This window comes from Amycolatopsis sp. PS_44_ISF1, assembly GCF_032335455.1.
GTDB lineage: Bacteria > Actinomycetota > Actinomycetes > Mycobacteriales > Pseudonocardiaceae > Amycolatopsis.
This window is the reverse complement of the sequence record NZ_JANUXO010000005.1, coordinates 388,369-402,351: the sequence shown is the minus strand read 5'-3', so window position 1 is coordinate 402,351 and position 13,983 is coordinate 388,369. Positions and strand designations below refer to the sequence as shown.

The window sequence follows — 13,983 nt, the reverse complement described above, 5'->3', positions numbered from 1 at the left end:
GCTCTCCCCTACATGTGCGGGACGTCGTCGGGGATTTCGTAGAACGTCGGGTGCCGGTAGACCTTGTCACCGCTCGGCGCGAAGAACGGGTCCTTCTCGTCCGGCGAGGAGGCGGTGATGTCCGCCGCCTTCACCACCCAGATCGAGACGCCCTCGTTGCGCCGGGTGTACAGATCGCGCGCGTGGTGCAGCGCCATGTCGTCGTCGGCCGCGTGCAGCGACCCGACGTGCACGTGGTTCAGCCCTCGCTTGCCCCGGACGAACACCTCGTACAACGGCCAATCGTGCTTCACGCGGAGCCTTCTTTCTTCGCAGCATGGGCGGCAGCGGCCTCGCGGACCCAAGCGCCTTCGTCGTGCGCGCGCTTGCGGTGCGCGACCCGCTGGGTGTTGCAGGGCCCGTTGCCCTTCAGCACGTTCTTGAACTCGTCCCAGTCGACGGCGCCGAAGTCGTAGTGCGCGCGCTCGGCGTTCCACTTCAGCTCGGGGTCCGGGAAGCTGACGCCCAGCGCCGCGGCCTGCGGTACCGACATGTCGACGAACCGCTGCCGCAGCTCGTCGTTGGTGTGGCGCTTGACCTTCCAGGCCATGGACTGCTCGGTGTTCGGCGAGTCCGCGTCCGGCGGGCCGAACATCATCAGCGACGGCCACCACCAGCGGTTCACCGCCTCCTGCACCATCTCCTGCTGCTGGGTGGTGCCGCGCATCATCGTCATCAGCAGCTCGAAACCCTGCCGCTGGTGGAACGACTCCTCCTTGCAGATGCGGATCATCGCCCGCGCGTACGGCCCGTACGAGCTGCGGCACAGCGGCACCTGGTTGCAGATCGCGGCGCCGTCGACCAGCCAGCCGATCACGCCGACGTCGGCGAAGGTCAGCGTCGGGTAGTTGAAGATCGACGAGTACTTCTGCCGTCCGGCGATCAGCTTGCCGGTCAGGTCCGCGCGGTCCGCGCCCAGGGTGGCCGCGGCCGAGTACAGGTACAGCCCGTGACCGGCCTCGTCCTGCACCTTGGCCAGCAGGATCGCCTTGCGCCGCAGGGAGGGCGCGCGGGTGATCCAGTTGCCCTCCGGCTGCATGCCGATGATCTCCGAGTGCGCGTGCTGCGCGATCTGGCGGATCATCGTCCTGCGGTAGCCCTCGGGCACCCAGTCGCGCGGTTCGATGCGCTGGTCGCGCTCGATGGTGTGCTCGAAGAGCGCTTCGAGGTCGGCCTCGGAAACGGCCGCGGGGCGGGAGGCCGCCTCCGCGGCGGGGACCACGTCGGCGGTCATGCCTTCTCCTTGGTGACGAGGGTCAGCACGTCGTACTTGGCCACCGAGTCGCCTTCGGCGTTGGTGACATCGGCGTCCCAGCGGACCTCGCCGTACTCCTGGTCGATCCGCGGGGTGATCTGCTTGGCGGTCAACGTCACCGTCAGGGCGTCGCCGACCTTGACCGGGGTCAGGAAGCGCAGGTTCTCCAGCCCGTAGTTGGCCAGCACCGGACCCGGCTCGGGCGAGACGAACAAGCCGGCCGCGAACGAGACCACCAGGTAGCCGTGCGCGACGATCCCGCCGAACAGCGGGTTGGCCGTGGCCGCCGCCTCGTCGGTGTGCGCGTAGAAGGTGTCCCCGGTGAACTCGGCGAAGTGGTCGATGTCGGCGCGGGTCACCGTCCTCGGGCCGGCGACCACGCAGTCGCCGACCCGCAGCTCGGCCAGCGACTTGCGGAACGGGTGCTCGCCGCCCTCGGTCCTCGGGGCGCCGGGCACCCAGCGGCCGGTGACGGCGCTCAGCACCGCCGGGCTGCCCTGCACCGCCGTGCGCTGCAGGTGGTGCAGGACGCCGCGGATACCGCCCATCTCCTCGCCGCCACCGGCGCGGCCGGGACCGCCGTGCACGAGCTGCGGCATCGGCGAGCCGTGGCCCGTCGACTCCTTCGCGTCGTCGCTGTCGAGCACCAGCAGCCGGCCGTGGTACGGCGCGAGGCCGAGGACCACGGTCCGGGCGAACTCCGGGTCGCCGGTGACGATCGACCCGGCCAGGCTGCCGCCGCCGCGCGCGGCCAGCTCGATGACCTGCTCGACCGAGGTGTAGGGCAGCAGCGTGGACACCGGCCCGAACGCCTCGACCTCGTGCGGCTCGGAGCGCTCGGGGTCGGCCTTCAGCAGCACGGGCGACATGAACGCGCCCTTCGCGGCGTCGCCGTCCACCACGTCGACCCGCTCGGGGTCGCCGAAGACCACGCTGCCCGCGTCGAGCAGGGCCTTGAGCGAACGCCGGACCTCTTCCCGCTGCTCCAGGCTGGCCAGCGCGCCCATCCGGACGCCCTCGGCCGACGGGTGGCCGACGGTCACCTTCGCCAGCCGCGCACCGGCGGCCTCGGCGACGTCGTCCAGCAGCTCGGCCGGCACGAACGCCCGGCGGATGGCGGTGCACTTCTGCCCGGCCTTCACCGTCATCTCGGCGACCAGCTGCTTGACGAACAGGGCGAACTCCGGCGTGGACGGGCGGGCGTCCGGCGCCAGGATCGAGCAGTTGAGCGAGTCGGCCTCGGCGTTGAACCGCACGGAGTGGCGGACCACGGCCGGGTGCGCGCGCAGCTTCTGCGCGGTGGCGGCCGAACCGGTGAACGAGACCAGGTCCTGCGCGGTGAGGTGGTCGAGCAGGTCGCCCACGCTGCCCGCGACGAACTGCAGCGAGCCCTCGGGCAGGAGTCCGGACTCGATGATCAGCTCGACCAGCCGGGCGGTCAGGTAGGCGGTCTGGCTCGCGGGCTTGACCAGGCTCGGCACCCCGGCCAGGAACGCGGGGGCGAACTTCTCCAGCGGCCCCCAGACCGGGAAGTTGAACGCGTTGATCTGGACCGCGACCCCGTGCAGCGGGGTGGCGATGTGCTGGGCGACGAAGGTGCCGCCCTTGCTCAGCGGCTCCACCGCGCCGTCGACGTAGACGGTGTCGTTCGGCAGCTCGCGCTTGCCCTTGGAGGCGTAGCTGAACAGCACGCCGATCCCGCCGTCGATGTCGAACTTCGAATCGCCCAGCGTGGAGCCGGTCCGGGCCGACAGCGCGTACAGCTCCTCGCGGTGCTCGCGCAGGTGGGAGGCGAGCGCCTTGAGCAGGGCCGCGCGCTGGTGGAAGGTCAGCTCGCGCAGGGCCGGGCCGCCGACCGTGCGCCCGTGGTCGAGCGCGGCGGCGAAGTCCACGCCGTCGGACGACACCCGGGCGACCTCTTCGCCGGTGGCCGCGTCGTGCAGCGGGACACCCGTTCCGGACGCCGTGTGCCAACCACCGGAGACGTAGCTGCGGAGCAGAACCATGCCGACCCTCTCACCGAATTACCAACCGGACGTTCAGTAAGTCGCATGGTAGCCGTTCCCGGGCCGGACCGACAGGCCCGGATGCTTGACACCGGCGCCGGGCCCCGCCTTTACTGACCCCGGACCCGCATTACCGGCCATTCGGTCGGTAATCGGCCCGAAGGCATTCCGACACGGAGGCTCCCGACCTTGGCACCCAACGCCGCGCACACCATGTTCGCCCTCGACCGGGCCTCCCACGCGCTGGGCATCGAGCTGGTCGAGGCCGCCGACGGTAACGCCGTCGCCACCATGGTGGTCACCGCGTCGATGGTCAACGGCCACGACATCGCCCACGGCGGTTACCTGTTCCTGCTGGCCGACACCGCGTTCGCGCTCGCCTGCAACAGCCACGGCCCGGTCACCGTCGCCGCCGGCGCCGAGGTCTCCTTCGTCGCGAGCGGCCGGCTGGGGGACCGCCTGGTCGCCACCGCCGCCGAGCGGACCACCTGGGGCCGCGGAACCGGCGTCGGGCACCGCGGCCGCAACGGCATCTACGACGTCACCGTGCACCGGGAGACCCCCGAAGGGCCCGAGGTCGTCGCCGAGTTCCGCGGCCGCAGCCGCGTCGTCCGGACCACCGGGGAAGCCTGATGGAAGATTCCGCCGCGCGGCTGAGCGTGGACGAACTGACCGCCCTGCAGCTCGAGCGCCTGCAGTGGACCCTGCGCCACGCCTACGCGAACGTGCCGTTCTACACCAGGAAGTTCACCGAGGCCGGGGTCCACCCGGACGACTGCCGCGAGCCGTCCGACCTGGCGAAGTTCCCCTTCACCACCAAGGCCGACCTGCGCGAGAACTACCCGTTCGGCCTGTTCGCCGTGCCGCAGCGGGACATCCGGCGGATCCACGCCTCCAGCGGCACCACCGGCCGGCCCACCGTGGTCGGCTACACCGAGGACGATCTGGACACCTGGGCCACCGTGGTGGCGCGCTCGATCCACGCGGCCGGCGGGCGCCCGGGGCACAAGGTGCACGTGGCCTACGGCTACGGGCTGTTCACCGGCGGGCTCGGCGCGCACTACGGCGCGGAGAAGCTGGGCTGCACGGTGATCCCGGCCTCGGGCGGGCAGACCTCGCGGCAGGTGCAGCTGATCACCGACTTCGAGCCCGAGGTCATCATGGTGACCCCGTCGTACATGCTCACCCTGCTCGACGAGTTCGAGCGCCAGGGCGTGGACCCGCGGGCCAGCTCGCTCAAGATCGGGATCTTCGGCGCCGAGCCGTGGACCGAGCAGATGCGTTCGGAGATCGAGGAGCGCTTCGCCATCGACGCGGTGGACATCTACGGGCTGTCGGAGGTGATGGGGCCGGGGGTCGCGCAGGAGTGCGTGGAGACCAAGGACGGCCTGCACATCTGGGAGGACCACTTCTTCCCGGAGGTGATCGACCCGTTCACCGAGCAGGTGCTGCCCGCCGGCACCCAGGGCGAGCTGCTGTTCACCTCGCTGACCAAGCAGGCGCTGCCGGTCATCCGCTACCGCACCCGCGACCTGACCCGGCTGCTGCCGGGCACGGCGCGCCCGGCGTTCCGGCGGATGGAGAAGGTGACCGGCCGCAGCGACGACCTGATCATCCTGCGCGGGGTGAACGTCTTCCCGACCCAGATCGAGGAGGTCGTGCTGCGCACCGAGGGGCTGAGCCCGCACTTCCAGCTGGTCCGCTCGACCCGCGGCCGGCTCGACCACCTGACCGTGCGGGTCGAGGCCCGGGCGGGCTCCGGGGGGCCGCTGCGGGAGTCCGCCGCGTCCGCGCTGGCCGCCGGGGTGAAGGACGGGGTCGGGGTGAGCGTTGCGGTGGAGGTCGTGGAGCCGGACACGCTGGAGCGTTCGCTGGGGAAGATGCGCCGGGTGCTGGACGAGCGGGACCCGGCGTGAGCGAGGCCGAGGAGCGCTCCCCCCGTGGCGGCGCGATGACGGCCCCGGCCCGGCGCGGGCGCCCCGGCTACGACCTGGAATCGCTGCTCCAGGTCGCGGTGAAGCTGTTCAACGAGCGCGGTTACGACGGCACCAGCATGGAGGACCTCTCCCGCAAGCTCGGCATCACCAAGTCCGCGATCTACCACCACGTGCGCAGCAAGGAGGAGCTGCTGCGGCTGTCGGTGGACCGGGCCCTGGACGGGTTGTTCGAGGTCGCCGCGGAGACCGCCCGCCTCGACGGCCGGGCGATCGACCGGCTGGAGCACCTGGTCCGCGGGAGCGTGCTGGTGCTGGCCGACCGGCTGCCGTTCGTCACCCTGCTGCTGCGCGTGCGCGGCAACACCCGGGTGGAGCGGGCGGCGCTGGCCCGCCGGCGCGAGTTCGACCTGGTGGTGACCGAACTGGTCGGACTGGCCGAAACCGAAGGCGACGTCCGCGCCGACGTCGACCCGGCCGTTGCCGCCCGGCTGCTGTTCGGCACGGTGAACTCGCTGATCGAGTGGTACCGCCCGCGCCGCGGCTCTTCCCCCGCCGAACTGGCCGACGCGGTGTGCAAGATGGCCTTCGACGGCCTGCGCTCCTGAACCGGCGCCGGGGACGGCTACTCCCCGGACTTCTCGCGCGAGGGGGCCGCTCGCGGCGGAGGGCGGTCCTGCCACAGCATGGCGGCGCGCAACTGCTCGATCAGCAGCTCGTCGTCCTGCTCCGACGGGTCGGCGCCCAGCGGGATCCAGCGCTCGCCGACCAGGTGGCCCTCGTCGTAGTTGCTGATCGCGATGCCGGGGTAGGACAGGGACAGCCGGTCGTCGGCCTCGTCCGTCTCGTGCACCCGCACGTGCCGGTGCTGCAGGCGCACGCTCACCCAGCGTCCCGCCGGGCCGGTCGGGCCGGCGTTCGCGTCACCCATCTGCTCCTGCCCCCAGCGCGCTGTCCCCTGCCGGTCTCGTCGCACTGGCGGCCGGAGAAGTTACCCGGCTGGTCGTTCCGGTTGGGTAACGACCGCCACGGCACCGGAGAAATGCCGTCGCGGACGTCGGGGGGTCACCCTCTTTACCTGTTGTCAACGAATTGTTGACAGCACCGGGCCCGGCGGGTTGGCTGACCCGATGACCAGCGGAGCGCAGCCCACCCGGCGCCGGCTCGAACCGGCCGAGCGCAAGGCCGAGATCCTCGCGGTGGCGCGGCGGCTGTTCGGGGCCGGCAGCTACGCGTCGGTGTCCACTTCGGACATCGCGGCGGCCGCCGGGGTGGCCCGGCCGTTGATCAACCACTACTTCGGCGGCAAGCGCGAGCTGTACCTCGAAGTGGTGCGGCAGATGGTGATCGTGCCCGCGCCGGTGGTCGAAGCCCTGCCGGACGAGCCGATGGAGCGGCGGCTGGAGATCGGCATCGAGCGCTGGATCGAGGTCGTGGAGCGCAACCGCGACGCCTGGCTGACCGCGATCGGGCCGGAGGCGGCCGGCCGCGATCCCGAGATCGAGCGCATCCTGCTGGAGGCCGACGAGATCGCGGCCGACCGGGTGCTGGCCGCCGCGCTGATGACCGGGGTCACCGAGGGCCGCGAGCCGCTGCGCGCGATGATCCGGTCCTACGGCGGCATGGTGCGCGCCGCCTCGCGCGAGTGGCTGGTCCGCGGCACGCTGGACCGGGCGCAGTTGCGCACCTTCCTGGTCGAGTCGATCCTGGGCCTGCTGAAGCTCACCTACCCGGCCGTGCTCGCGGAGACGAACGGCGCGCGAACGCGGCCGGGGTCATCCCGGTCCACCGTTTGAACGCGTGGATGAAGCTCGACGCCTCGGCGTAACCCAGCCGCAGGGCGACGTCCTCGACCGACAGCGCCCCGGTGTCCAGCATCTCCTCGGCCAGCGCCCGGCGGACCTCGTCCACGAGCTGGCGGTAGCCGGTGCCGGCGTCGGCCAGCCGGCGGCGCAGCGTCCGCGGGCTCACCGCGAGCTGGCGCGCGACCTCGTCCAGGCCGGCGTCGACCCCGCCCAGGCGGACCAGCCGCTCCCGCACCAGTTGTGAGAGGCCCGAGCGCTCCCGCCGGTGCGCGACCAGCGCGTCGCACTGCGCGACGCACAGGGCCACGGTCTGCTCGTTCGCCTGCGGCAGCGGGAGGGTGAGCAGCGCCGGGTCCAGCTCGGCGCGGTGCGACGCGGCGCCGAACGAAGGCACCAGGCCGAATGCGTCCACATAGGACTGCACCGAGGGGGGCGCCGGGTGCCGGAGGGCCAGGCGCTGCAGGCGGACCTGCGGGAGCAGGTCGCGCATCACGGTGTGGATCGCGGCGAGGTCGCGCAGGACCAGGAAGCGGGCCACGTCGGCGGGCACCCGGGTGTCGTCGAGGACCAGGCTGATCCCGTGCTCGCCCAGCTCGACGTGCGGGATGCAGAAGGTGAAGCTGAGGTCCAGGTACCGCAGTGCGAACAGCATCGCGTCGCGCATGGTGGGGCTGCTGATGCAGGCGAACCCGAAGATGCCGAAGGTGGTCACGCGGTAGCGGCGGCCGAGGTCCAGCGCCAGTTCGTCCGAGTCCCCGGCGCGTGCGGCGACGGCGCGGACCACGGCCAGCTCGTGCCGCGCGTCCACCGGCCGGTCCGGCGCGTCCGCGCGACCCGGGCCGCCCGGATCATCGAGCCCGGCTGCGGACCGCAGCTCCCGCGCGGGCACGCCGTGATCCTCGGCGAACCGGAGCATGAGCCGGATGCTGGCCGTGCCGCGGGGGAAGTCCCAGTCGTGGACCGCGGGCGCGGCGAGCTCGGCCATGGCCGGAATTATGGATCAGTCCCCGGTTCCTCCGCTCGTCGAAAGCGCAAACTGCGGCGGGTGAACCGGCCCGCCCTCCCCCGGCGCCGAACACGGCACAGGAGGGCAGGCGCCGTTCCCACCCCGGGAGGCGCCGGCCGGGTGCGAGTCGTGGCCGGAAATCTCGATTTCCTGGCCGCCGCGGTCTTTCCGGCGCGGTGGCCGCTCGGTTAGCTTCCCGGGCATGGGTGACACGGCAAGGACGCCGTCGGTGCTGATCGTCGGCACCGGGTTCGGCGGTATCGGCACGGCGATCGAGCTGAAGCGCGCCGGGTTCCACGACCTCACGATCCTGGAGCGCGCGGACGGGCCCGGCGGGGTGTGGCGGGAGAACACCTACCCGGGCGCGGCCTGCGATGTCGCGTCGCCGTTCTACTCGTTCTCGTTCGCGCCCAACCCGCGGTGGCCCCGGCGGTACTCGCGGCAGCCCGACATCCACGCCTACCTCGAACGGGTGATCGACGAGTACGGGATCGGCCCGCACATCCGGTACGGGCGCGAGGTCACCACGGCCACCTTCGACCAGGGCCGCTGGCGGGTGGAGACGGCGGGTGGCGAGTCCTTCGAGGCGGACGTGTTCGTGCCGGCCGTCGGCCAGCTGTCCACCCCGGCCCTGCCCGCGATCCCCGGGCTCGACCGCTTCGAAGGGCCCTCGTTCCACTCCGCGCGGTGGGACCACGGCGTGGAGCTGGCGGGCCGGCGGGTCGCGGTGATCGGGACCGGCGCGAGCGCCATCCAGTTCGTGCCGCGGCTGCAGGAGCGCGTCGCGAAGCTGACCGTCTTCCAGCGCACCGCGCCGCACATCATCGCGAAGAACGACACGGCGTACACGGCTTGGCAGCAGCGGCTGTTCCGGCTCGTCCCGGCCACCCAGCGGTTCGGCCGGCTGCGGATCTTCCTGCTGGCCGAATACGCGACCTACGCCATGACGCGGCGCCCGATCCTGGCGAAGCTGATCGAGGCCCGTTCCGCGCAGTTGCGCCGCCGGTACCTCAAGGACCCGCAGTTGCGGCGGAAGCTCGAGCCGGACTTCCCCCTGGGCTGCAAGCGGATCCTGTTCACCAACGAGTACCTGCCCGCGATCGCGCAGCCGAACGTCGAGGTCGAGACCACCCGGATCCGCGAGATCACCCCGCGCGGCGTGCGCACCGAGGACGGGACCGAGCACGAGGTGGACGCGATCGTCTACGGCACCGGCTTCGCCGCGACCGAGTTCCTCGCCACCGTGGAGGTGCGGGGCCTCGGCGGGCGGGTGCTGAGCGAGACCTGGGCCGGCGGCGCGCGGGCCTACCTCGGCCTCACCGTGCCCGGCTTCCCGAACCTGTTCTGCGTCTACGGACCCAACACCAACCTCGGCGCGGGCTCCATCCTCTACATGATCGAACGGCAGGCGCGCTACATCCGCCAGGCGGTGGAGCGGCTGGCCCGGCCCGGCGTGTCCTATTTGGACGTCCGGCCCGAGGTCGAGCAGCGCTACGACGCCGAGGTGCAGCGGCGGCTCGGCGGCACCGTGTGGAGTGCCTGCCGCAGCTGGTACCGCCGGGCCGACGGCCGGGTGACCACGAACTGGCCCGGGCTGGTGCGCGAGTACGACCGGCGGACCCGGGTGCTCGACCCGGCCGACTTCCGGGTGGTGACCGAGTGAGCGGCGTGGTGCGCCCGCGAGGGCCCGACCGGCGGACGGGCCGGGACCGGGGCCGGGAACACCACCGTGCGGTACTGCCTCCACCCGGCCGAACCGCCCGGACCGGGCCGCGCACGCGGGCCGTGGTGGACGGGGCTCCCACGGCGGCGATCCCGCCGGCCGCCGGGGAGCCCCTCCCGAGCCGTCCCTACGGCAGGTTCGCCAGGCCGGCGCCGACGGTGTTCGCGAACGCGTACCCGGCGGAGGCGTCCCAGTTGATCGACCAGGTCATCGCCCCGCGGATCGCCGGGTAGGTCGCCGGCGGCTTGAACGAGCCGCAGTCCGAGCCCTTGGCCAGGCAGTTCAGCGCCGAGACCACGTTGGCCGGGGCCTGGTAACCGCCGCCCGCCGAGCCCGAGGCGGGTGATCCGAGGGCCACCTGGTCGGGGCGCAGCCCGCCCTGCAGCTGGATGCAGGCCAGTGCGGTGAGGAAGTTGACCGTGGCCTGGCCGTAGACCTGCCCATCGCAGCCGAGCATGGTGCCGGAGTTGTAGTACTGCATGTTGACGATGGTCAGGATGTCCTTGATGTTCAGCGCGAGCTGGAAGTAGCCGCCCTGCGTGGACTGCATGTCGATGGTCTGCGGCGCCATGGTGATGACCTGCGCGCCGGCGTCGTGGATGCTGCGCAGTGCCTGGGCCATGTAGGTGGGGTTGACGCCGTTCTCCAGGTCGATGTCCACCCCGTTGAACCCGTAGGCGGAGATCAGCGACTTGATCGAGTTCGCGAAGTTGCTCGCCGAGGCCGGGTCGCTGACGTTGATCGTGCCGTTCTGGCCGCCCACGGAGATGATGACCTGCTGACCGCGGGCCTGGACCGCCTTGATGTCGGCGCGGAACTGCGCGTCGGTGTAGCCGCCGAGCTTCGCGGAGAGGTCCGGGTCGAGCGTGAAACTGACCGCGCCGGGCGTACTGGTGGCGTCGGCGAAGGCCACCGCGATGATGTTGTACCGCGAAGGCACGTCCGCGAGCTTCAGCGTCTTCGCGCCGTTGTCGAAGTTCTGCCAGTAGCCGGTGAGCAGGTGCTTGGGCAGGGCGCCGGTGGTCGGCGGGTTCGTGGGCGAGGTCGGCGAGGTGGGCACTGTGGGCGAGGTGGGCACGGTGGGCGAGGTGGGCACGGTGGGCGAGGTGCTGGGAGACGACGGGCCGGTGGTCGGCGGCGCGGTACCCGGTCCGTCGAGGCTCACGTCGTCGGCGAGGTAGGCGGGCTGGCCGTACCAGCCGTGCAGGTACACGGTGACGCTGGTGGAGGCGCCCGTGGTGAAGTTCAGCGAGAGCTGGCTCCAGCCGTTCGCGGCGGGGGTCCAGGTGCTCGGGTCGGTGCCGCCCGTGCCGGAAGCGCCGAGGTAGACGTAGCTGCCCTGCACCCAGGCCGAGAGCCGGTAGGCGGTGTTGGGCTTGACCGGCACCGGCTGCGAGCACTGGGCGGTGTCGGACGAGGACGGGGTGGCGCTGAGCGCGTGGCCCCCGTCGTGGGCGGGGGACGGGACGACCGAGGCGGTGCCGGTGCACGACCAGCCCGACAGGCTCCCGCTCTCGAAGCCGGGGTTGGCGAGGATGTTGGCCGCGGAAGCGCTGCCGCCGGCGGTGAACGCCACCGCCAGACAGGCGGCGACGGTGGTCACCAGCGCGATCAGCGCCGATCTGGGCTTGGGGGACATGGGGGGACCTCCACTGGGGTTCAGCCGGAGCAGTGAGGCGGGTCACCACAAAGTGGACTAGACCAATATGGTTGTCAAGGAGCCCCTGGGCAGGCCCATACGAAAGTCGCACCGCGGCGGACGGCAGAATGCTCGGCACGGAAACGTCGAGACGGAGCAGGAGCTTGGTTGTGAGCGTGCAGTCGGTCGAGCAGCGGATCGCCGAAGAGCTGGAGGTGCGCGAAGGGCAGGTCAAGGCCGCCGTCGATCTCCTCGACGGGGGGTCGACCGTGCCGTTCATCGCCCGGTACCGCAAGGAAGTGACCGGGATGCTCGACGACGCGCAGTTGCGCACGTTGGAGGAGCGCCTGCGGTACCTGCGCGAACTCGACGAGCGGCGCCTCGCCGTGCTGGAGTCCATCCGCACCCAGGGCAAGCTGGACGAGGCGCTGGAGGCGCAGATCCTCGCCGCGGACACCAAGTCGCGGCTCGAGGACATCTACCTGCCGTACAAGCCGAAGCGGCGGACGAAGGCGCAGATCGCGCGGGAGGCCGGTCTCGAGCCGCTGGCCGACGGGCTGGTGAACGACCCGTCGACCGACCCGCACGCAGCCGCCGCGGTGTTCGTCGACGCCGGCCGGGGCGTGGCCGACGCGCAGGCGGCCCTCGACGGCGCCCGCTCGATCCTGGTCGAGCGCTTCGCCGAGGACGCCGACCTGATCGGCGAGCTGCGCGAGAAGATGTGGACCGAGGGGCACATCACCTCGAAGGTCCGCGCCGGCCAGGAGACCGACGGCGCCAAGTTCGCCGACTACTTCGACTTCTCCGAGCCCTACACCAAGCTCCCCTCCCACCGCATCCTGGCCATGCTGCGCGGGGAGAAGGAGGAGGTCCTCGACCTGTCGATGGAGCCCGAAGCTCCCTCGGACGAGCCTCGCGTCGGGCCCACCCAGTACGAGCAGCGGATCGCGCAGAAGGTCGGCATCACCCAGCAGGGCCGTCCGGCGGACAAGTGGCTCGGCGACACCGTGCGCTGGACCTGGCGCACCAAGATCCTCCTGCACCTGGGCATCGACCTGCGGATGCGGCTGCGCCAGTCGGCCGAGGACGACGCCGTGCGCGTGTTCGCGGCCAACCTGCGCGACCTGCTGCTGGCCGCCCCGGCCGGCACCCGCGCGACCATGGGCCTCGACCCCGGCTTCCGCACCGGGGTGAAGGTCGCGGTCGTCGACGCCACCGGCAAGGTCGTCGACACGCACGTGATCCACCCGCACCAGCCGGCGAACAAGTGGGACCAGTCCGTCGCCGAGCTGGCCGCCCTGTGCGCGCGCCACCACGTGGACCTGATCTCGATCGGCAACGGCACCGCCTCGCGCGAGACCGACAAGCTGGCGCAGGAGCTGATCAAGAAGCACCCCGACCTGAAGCTGACGAAGGCCGTGGTCTCGGAGGCGGGCGCTTCGGTGTACTCGGCTTCGGCGTTCGCCTCGCAGGAGCTGCCGGGCATGGACGTGTCACTGCGCGGCGCCGTCTCGATCGCCCGGCGGCTGCAGGACCCGTTGGCGGAGCTGGTGAAGATCGACCCGAAGTCGATCGGGGTCGGGCAGTACCAGCACGACCTGTCCGAGGTCTCGCTGTCGCGCTCGCTCGACGCGGTGGTCGAGGACTGCGTGAACGCGGTGGGAGTGGACGTGAACACGGCTTCGGCGCCGCTGCTCACCCGGGTCTCGGGCATCACCACCGGGCTGGCGGAGAACATCGTGTCCCACCGGGACTCGAACGGCCCGTTCCGGACGCGGACCGCGCTGAAGGAGGTCGCGCGGCTCGGCCCGAAGGCGTTCGAGCAGTGCGCGGGCTTCCTGCGCATCCCGGACGGCGACGACCCGCTCGACGCCTCCAGCGTGCACCCCGAGTCCTACCCGGTGGTGCGGCGGATCCTGACCGCGACCAGCACGGACCTGCGCTCGCTGATCGGCAGCACGCGCACCCTGCAGGCGCTGAAGCCGGCCGAGTTCGTCGACGAGACCTTCGGCCTCCCGACGGTCACCGACATCCTGTCCGAGCTGGAGAAGCCGGGCCGCGACCCGCGACCGGCGTTCAAGACGGCCACCTTCGCCGAGGGCGTCGAGAAGATCGGCGACCTCAGGCCGGGGATGCGGCTGGAGGGCGTGGTGACGAACGTGGCCGCGTTCGGCGCGTTCATCGACGTCGGCGTGCACCAGGACGGGCTCGCGCACGTCTCGGCGCTGTCGAAGAACTTCGTGAAGGACCCGCGCGACGTGGTGAAGCCGGGCGACATCGTGAAGGTCAAGGTGCTGGAGGTCGACGTGCCGCGCAAGCGGATCTCGCTGACCCTGCGCCTGGACGACGAGCCGGGCACCGCCCCGGCCGAACGCCGGGGCGGGGGCGGCCAGGGCGGCGGTCGCGAGCGCGGTCAAAGCGGCCAGGGCGGCCAGCGCCGGGGCGGTCAGCCGCAGAACCGCGGCGGCGGCCGGGGCGGCAGTTCCGGTGGCAGCGGCTCCATGGCCGACGCCCTCAAGCGGGCCGGTTTCGGCCAGTAGGCCCCCCGGAACCGGTCGAGGCCCCTTCTCCCGCGG

General features: G+C 71.9%; 12 protein-coding genes. 6 read left to right on the top strand and 6 right to left on the bottom strand.

Annotated features, from left to right (window positions below; all coding sequences use genetic code 11):
* Positions 1 to 8: 8 nt before the first annotated feature.
* The 3 genes from paaB to paaZ are packed head-to-tail and all read right to left on the bottom strand — an operon-like array spanning position 9 to position 3,300.
* A complete protein-coding gene (gene paaB / locus NYF13_RS35275) occupies positions 9 to 293 on the bottom strand; it encodes a 1,2-phenylacetyl-CoA epoxidase subunit PaaB (protein ID WP_315662443.1) in 285 nt (94 codons plus the stop codon).
* A complete protein-coding gene (paaA, locus tag NYF13_RS35270; RefSeq protein WP_315662441.1) occupies positions 290 to 1,273 on the bottom strand; it encodes a 1,2-phenylacetyl-CoA epoxidase subunit PaaA in 984 nt (327 codons plus the stop codon). The genes paaB and paaA overlap by 4 nt, the downstream gene beginning before the upstream one ends.
* Complete coding sequence (gene paaZ, locus NYF13_RS35265; protein ID WP_315662439.1) at positions 1,270 to 3,300, bottom strand: phenylacetic acid degradation bifunctional protein PaaZ; 2,031 nt, start codon at positions 3,298 to 3,300, stop codon at positions 1,270 to 1,272. Before paaZ ends, paaA begins: the two co-directional genes overlap by 4 nt.
* A gap of 213 nt (positions 3,301 to 3,513) precedes the next feature.
* Here paaZ and paaI point away from each other — a divergent pair, with 213 nt between their 5' ends.
* Genes paaI through NYF13_RS35250 form a run of 3 tightly spaced genes read left to right on the top strand, consistent with a single transcriptional unit; the run spans position 3,514 to position 5,842 of the window.
* Complete coding sequence (gene paaI, locus NYF13_RS35260) at positions 3,514 to 3,933, top strand: hydroxyphenylacetyl-CoA thioesterase PaaI (RefSeq protein ID WP_315662507.1); 420 nt, start codon at positions 3,514 to 3,516, stop codon at positions 3,931 to 3,933.
* Positions 3,933 to 5,216, top strand: a complete 1,284-nt coding sequence (paaK, locus tag NYF13_RS35255; protein ID WP_315662437.1) for a phenylacetate--CoA ligase PaaK — start codon at positions 3,933 to 3,935, stop codon at positions 5,214 to 5,216. The genes paaI and paaK overlap by 1 nt, the downstream gene beginning before the upstream one ends.
* A 35-nt stretch (positions 5,217 to 5,251) precedes the next feature.
* Positions 5,252 to 5,842 carry a TetR/AcrR family transcriptional regulator gene (locus tag NYF13_RS35250; protein WP_315662505.1) on the top strand — a complete coding sequence of 197 codons (591 nt, stop codon included), beginning with the start codon at positions 5,252 to 5,254 and terminating at the stop codon, positions 5,840 to 5,842.
* Positions 5,843 to 5,859: 17 nt separating this feature from the next.
* On the opposite strand, the gene NYF13_RS35245 is transcribed toward NYF13_RS35250, so the two are convergent.
* The gene (locus NYF13_RS35245) at positions 5,860 to 6,165 is read right to left on the bottom strand and encodes a hypothetical protein (RefSeq protein ID WP_315662436.1); all 306 of its coding nucleotides are present in this window, start codon (positions 6,163 to 6,165) and stop codon (positions 5,860 to 5,862) included.
* A gap of 199 nt (positions 6,166 to 6,364) precedes the next feature.
* On the opposite strand from NYF13_RS35245, the gene NYF13_RS35240 reads away from it, so the two are divergent.
* Positions 6,365 to 7,030: a helix-turn-helix domain-containing protein gene (locus NYF13_RS35240; protein ID WP_315662434.1), complete on the top strand. Its 666-nt coding sequence runs from the start codon at positions 6,365 to 6,367 to the stop codon at positions 7,028 to 7,030.
* Here the strand turns inward: NYF13_RS35240 and NYF13_RS35235 are convergent.
* The gene (locus NYF13_RS35235; protein ID WP_315662432.1) at positions 6,957 to 8,024 is read right to left on the bottom strand and encodes an AraC family transcriptional regulator ligand-binding domain-containing protein; all 1,068 of its coding nucleotides are present in this window, start codon (positions 8,022 to 8,024) and stop codon (positions 6,957 to 6,959) included. The genes NYF13_RS35240 and NYF13_RS35235 overlap by 74 nt on opposite strands.
* Positions 8,025 to 8,247: 223 nt before the next feature.
* On the opposite strand from NYF13_RS35235, the gene NYF13_RS35230 reads away from it, so the two are divergent.
* Positions 8,248 to 9,708 carry an NAD(P)/FAD-dependent oxidoreductase gene (locus NYF13_RS35230; protein WP_315662431.1) on the top strand — a complete coding sequence of 487 codons (1,461 nt, stop codon included), beginning with the start codon at positions 8,248 to 8,250 and terminating at the stop codon, positions 9,706 to 9,708.
* A 187-nt stretch (positions 9,709 to 9,895) separates the two neighbouring features.
* Here the strand turns inward: NYF13_RS35230 and NYF13_RS35225 are convergent, their stop codons facing one another.
* On the bottom strand, positions 9,896 to 11,407 hold the full coding sequence (locus tag NYF13_RS35225; RefSeq protein ID WP_315662429.1) for a carbohydrate binding domain-containing protein: 1,512 nt from the start codon (positions 11,405 to 11,407) through the stop codon (positions 9,896 to 9,898).
* Between the two features lie 128 nt (positions 11,408 to 11,535).
* Here NYF13_RS35225 and NYF13_RS35220 point away from each other — a divergent pair, with 128 nt between their 5' ends.
* Complete coding sequence (locus NYF13_RS35220) at positions 11,536 to 13,947, top strand: Tex family protein (RefSeq protein WP_396287849.1); 2,412 nt, start codon at positions 11,536 to 11,538, stop codon at positions 13,945 to 13,947.
* Positions 13,948 to 13,983 lie beyond the last annotated feature (36 nt).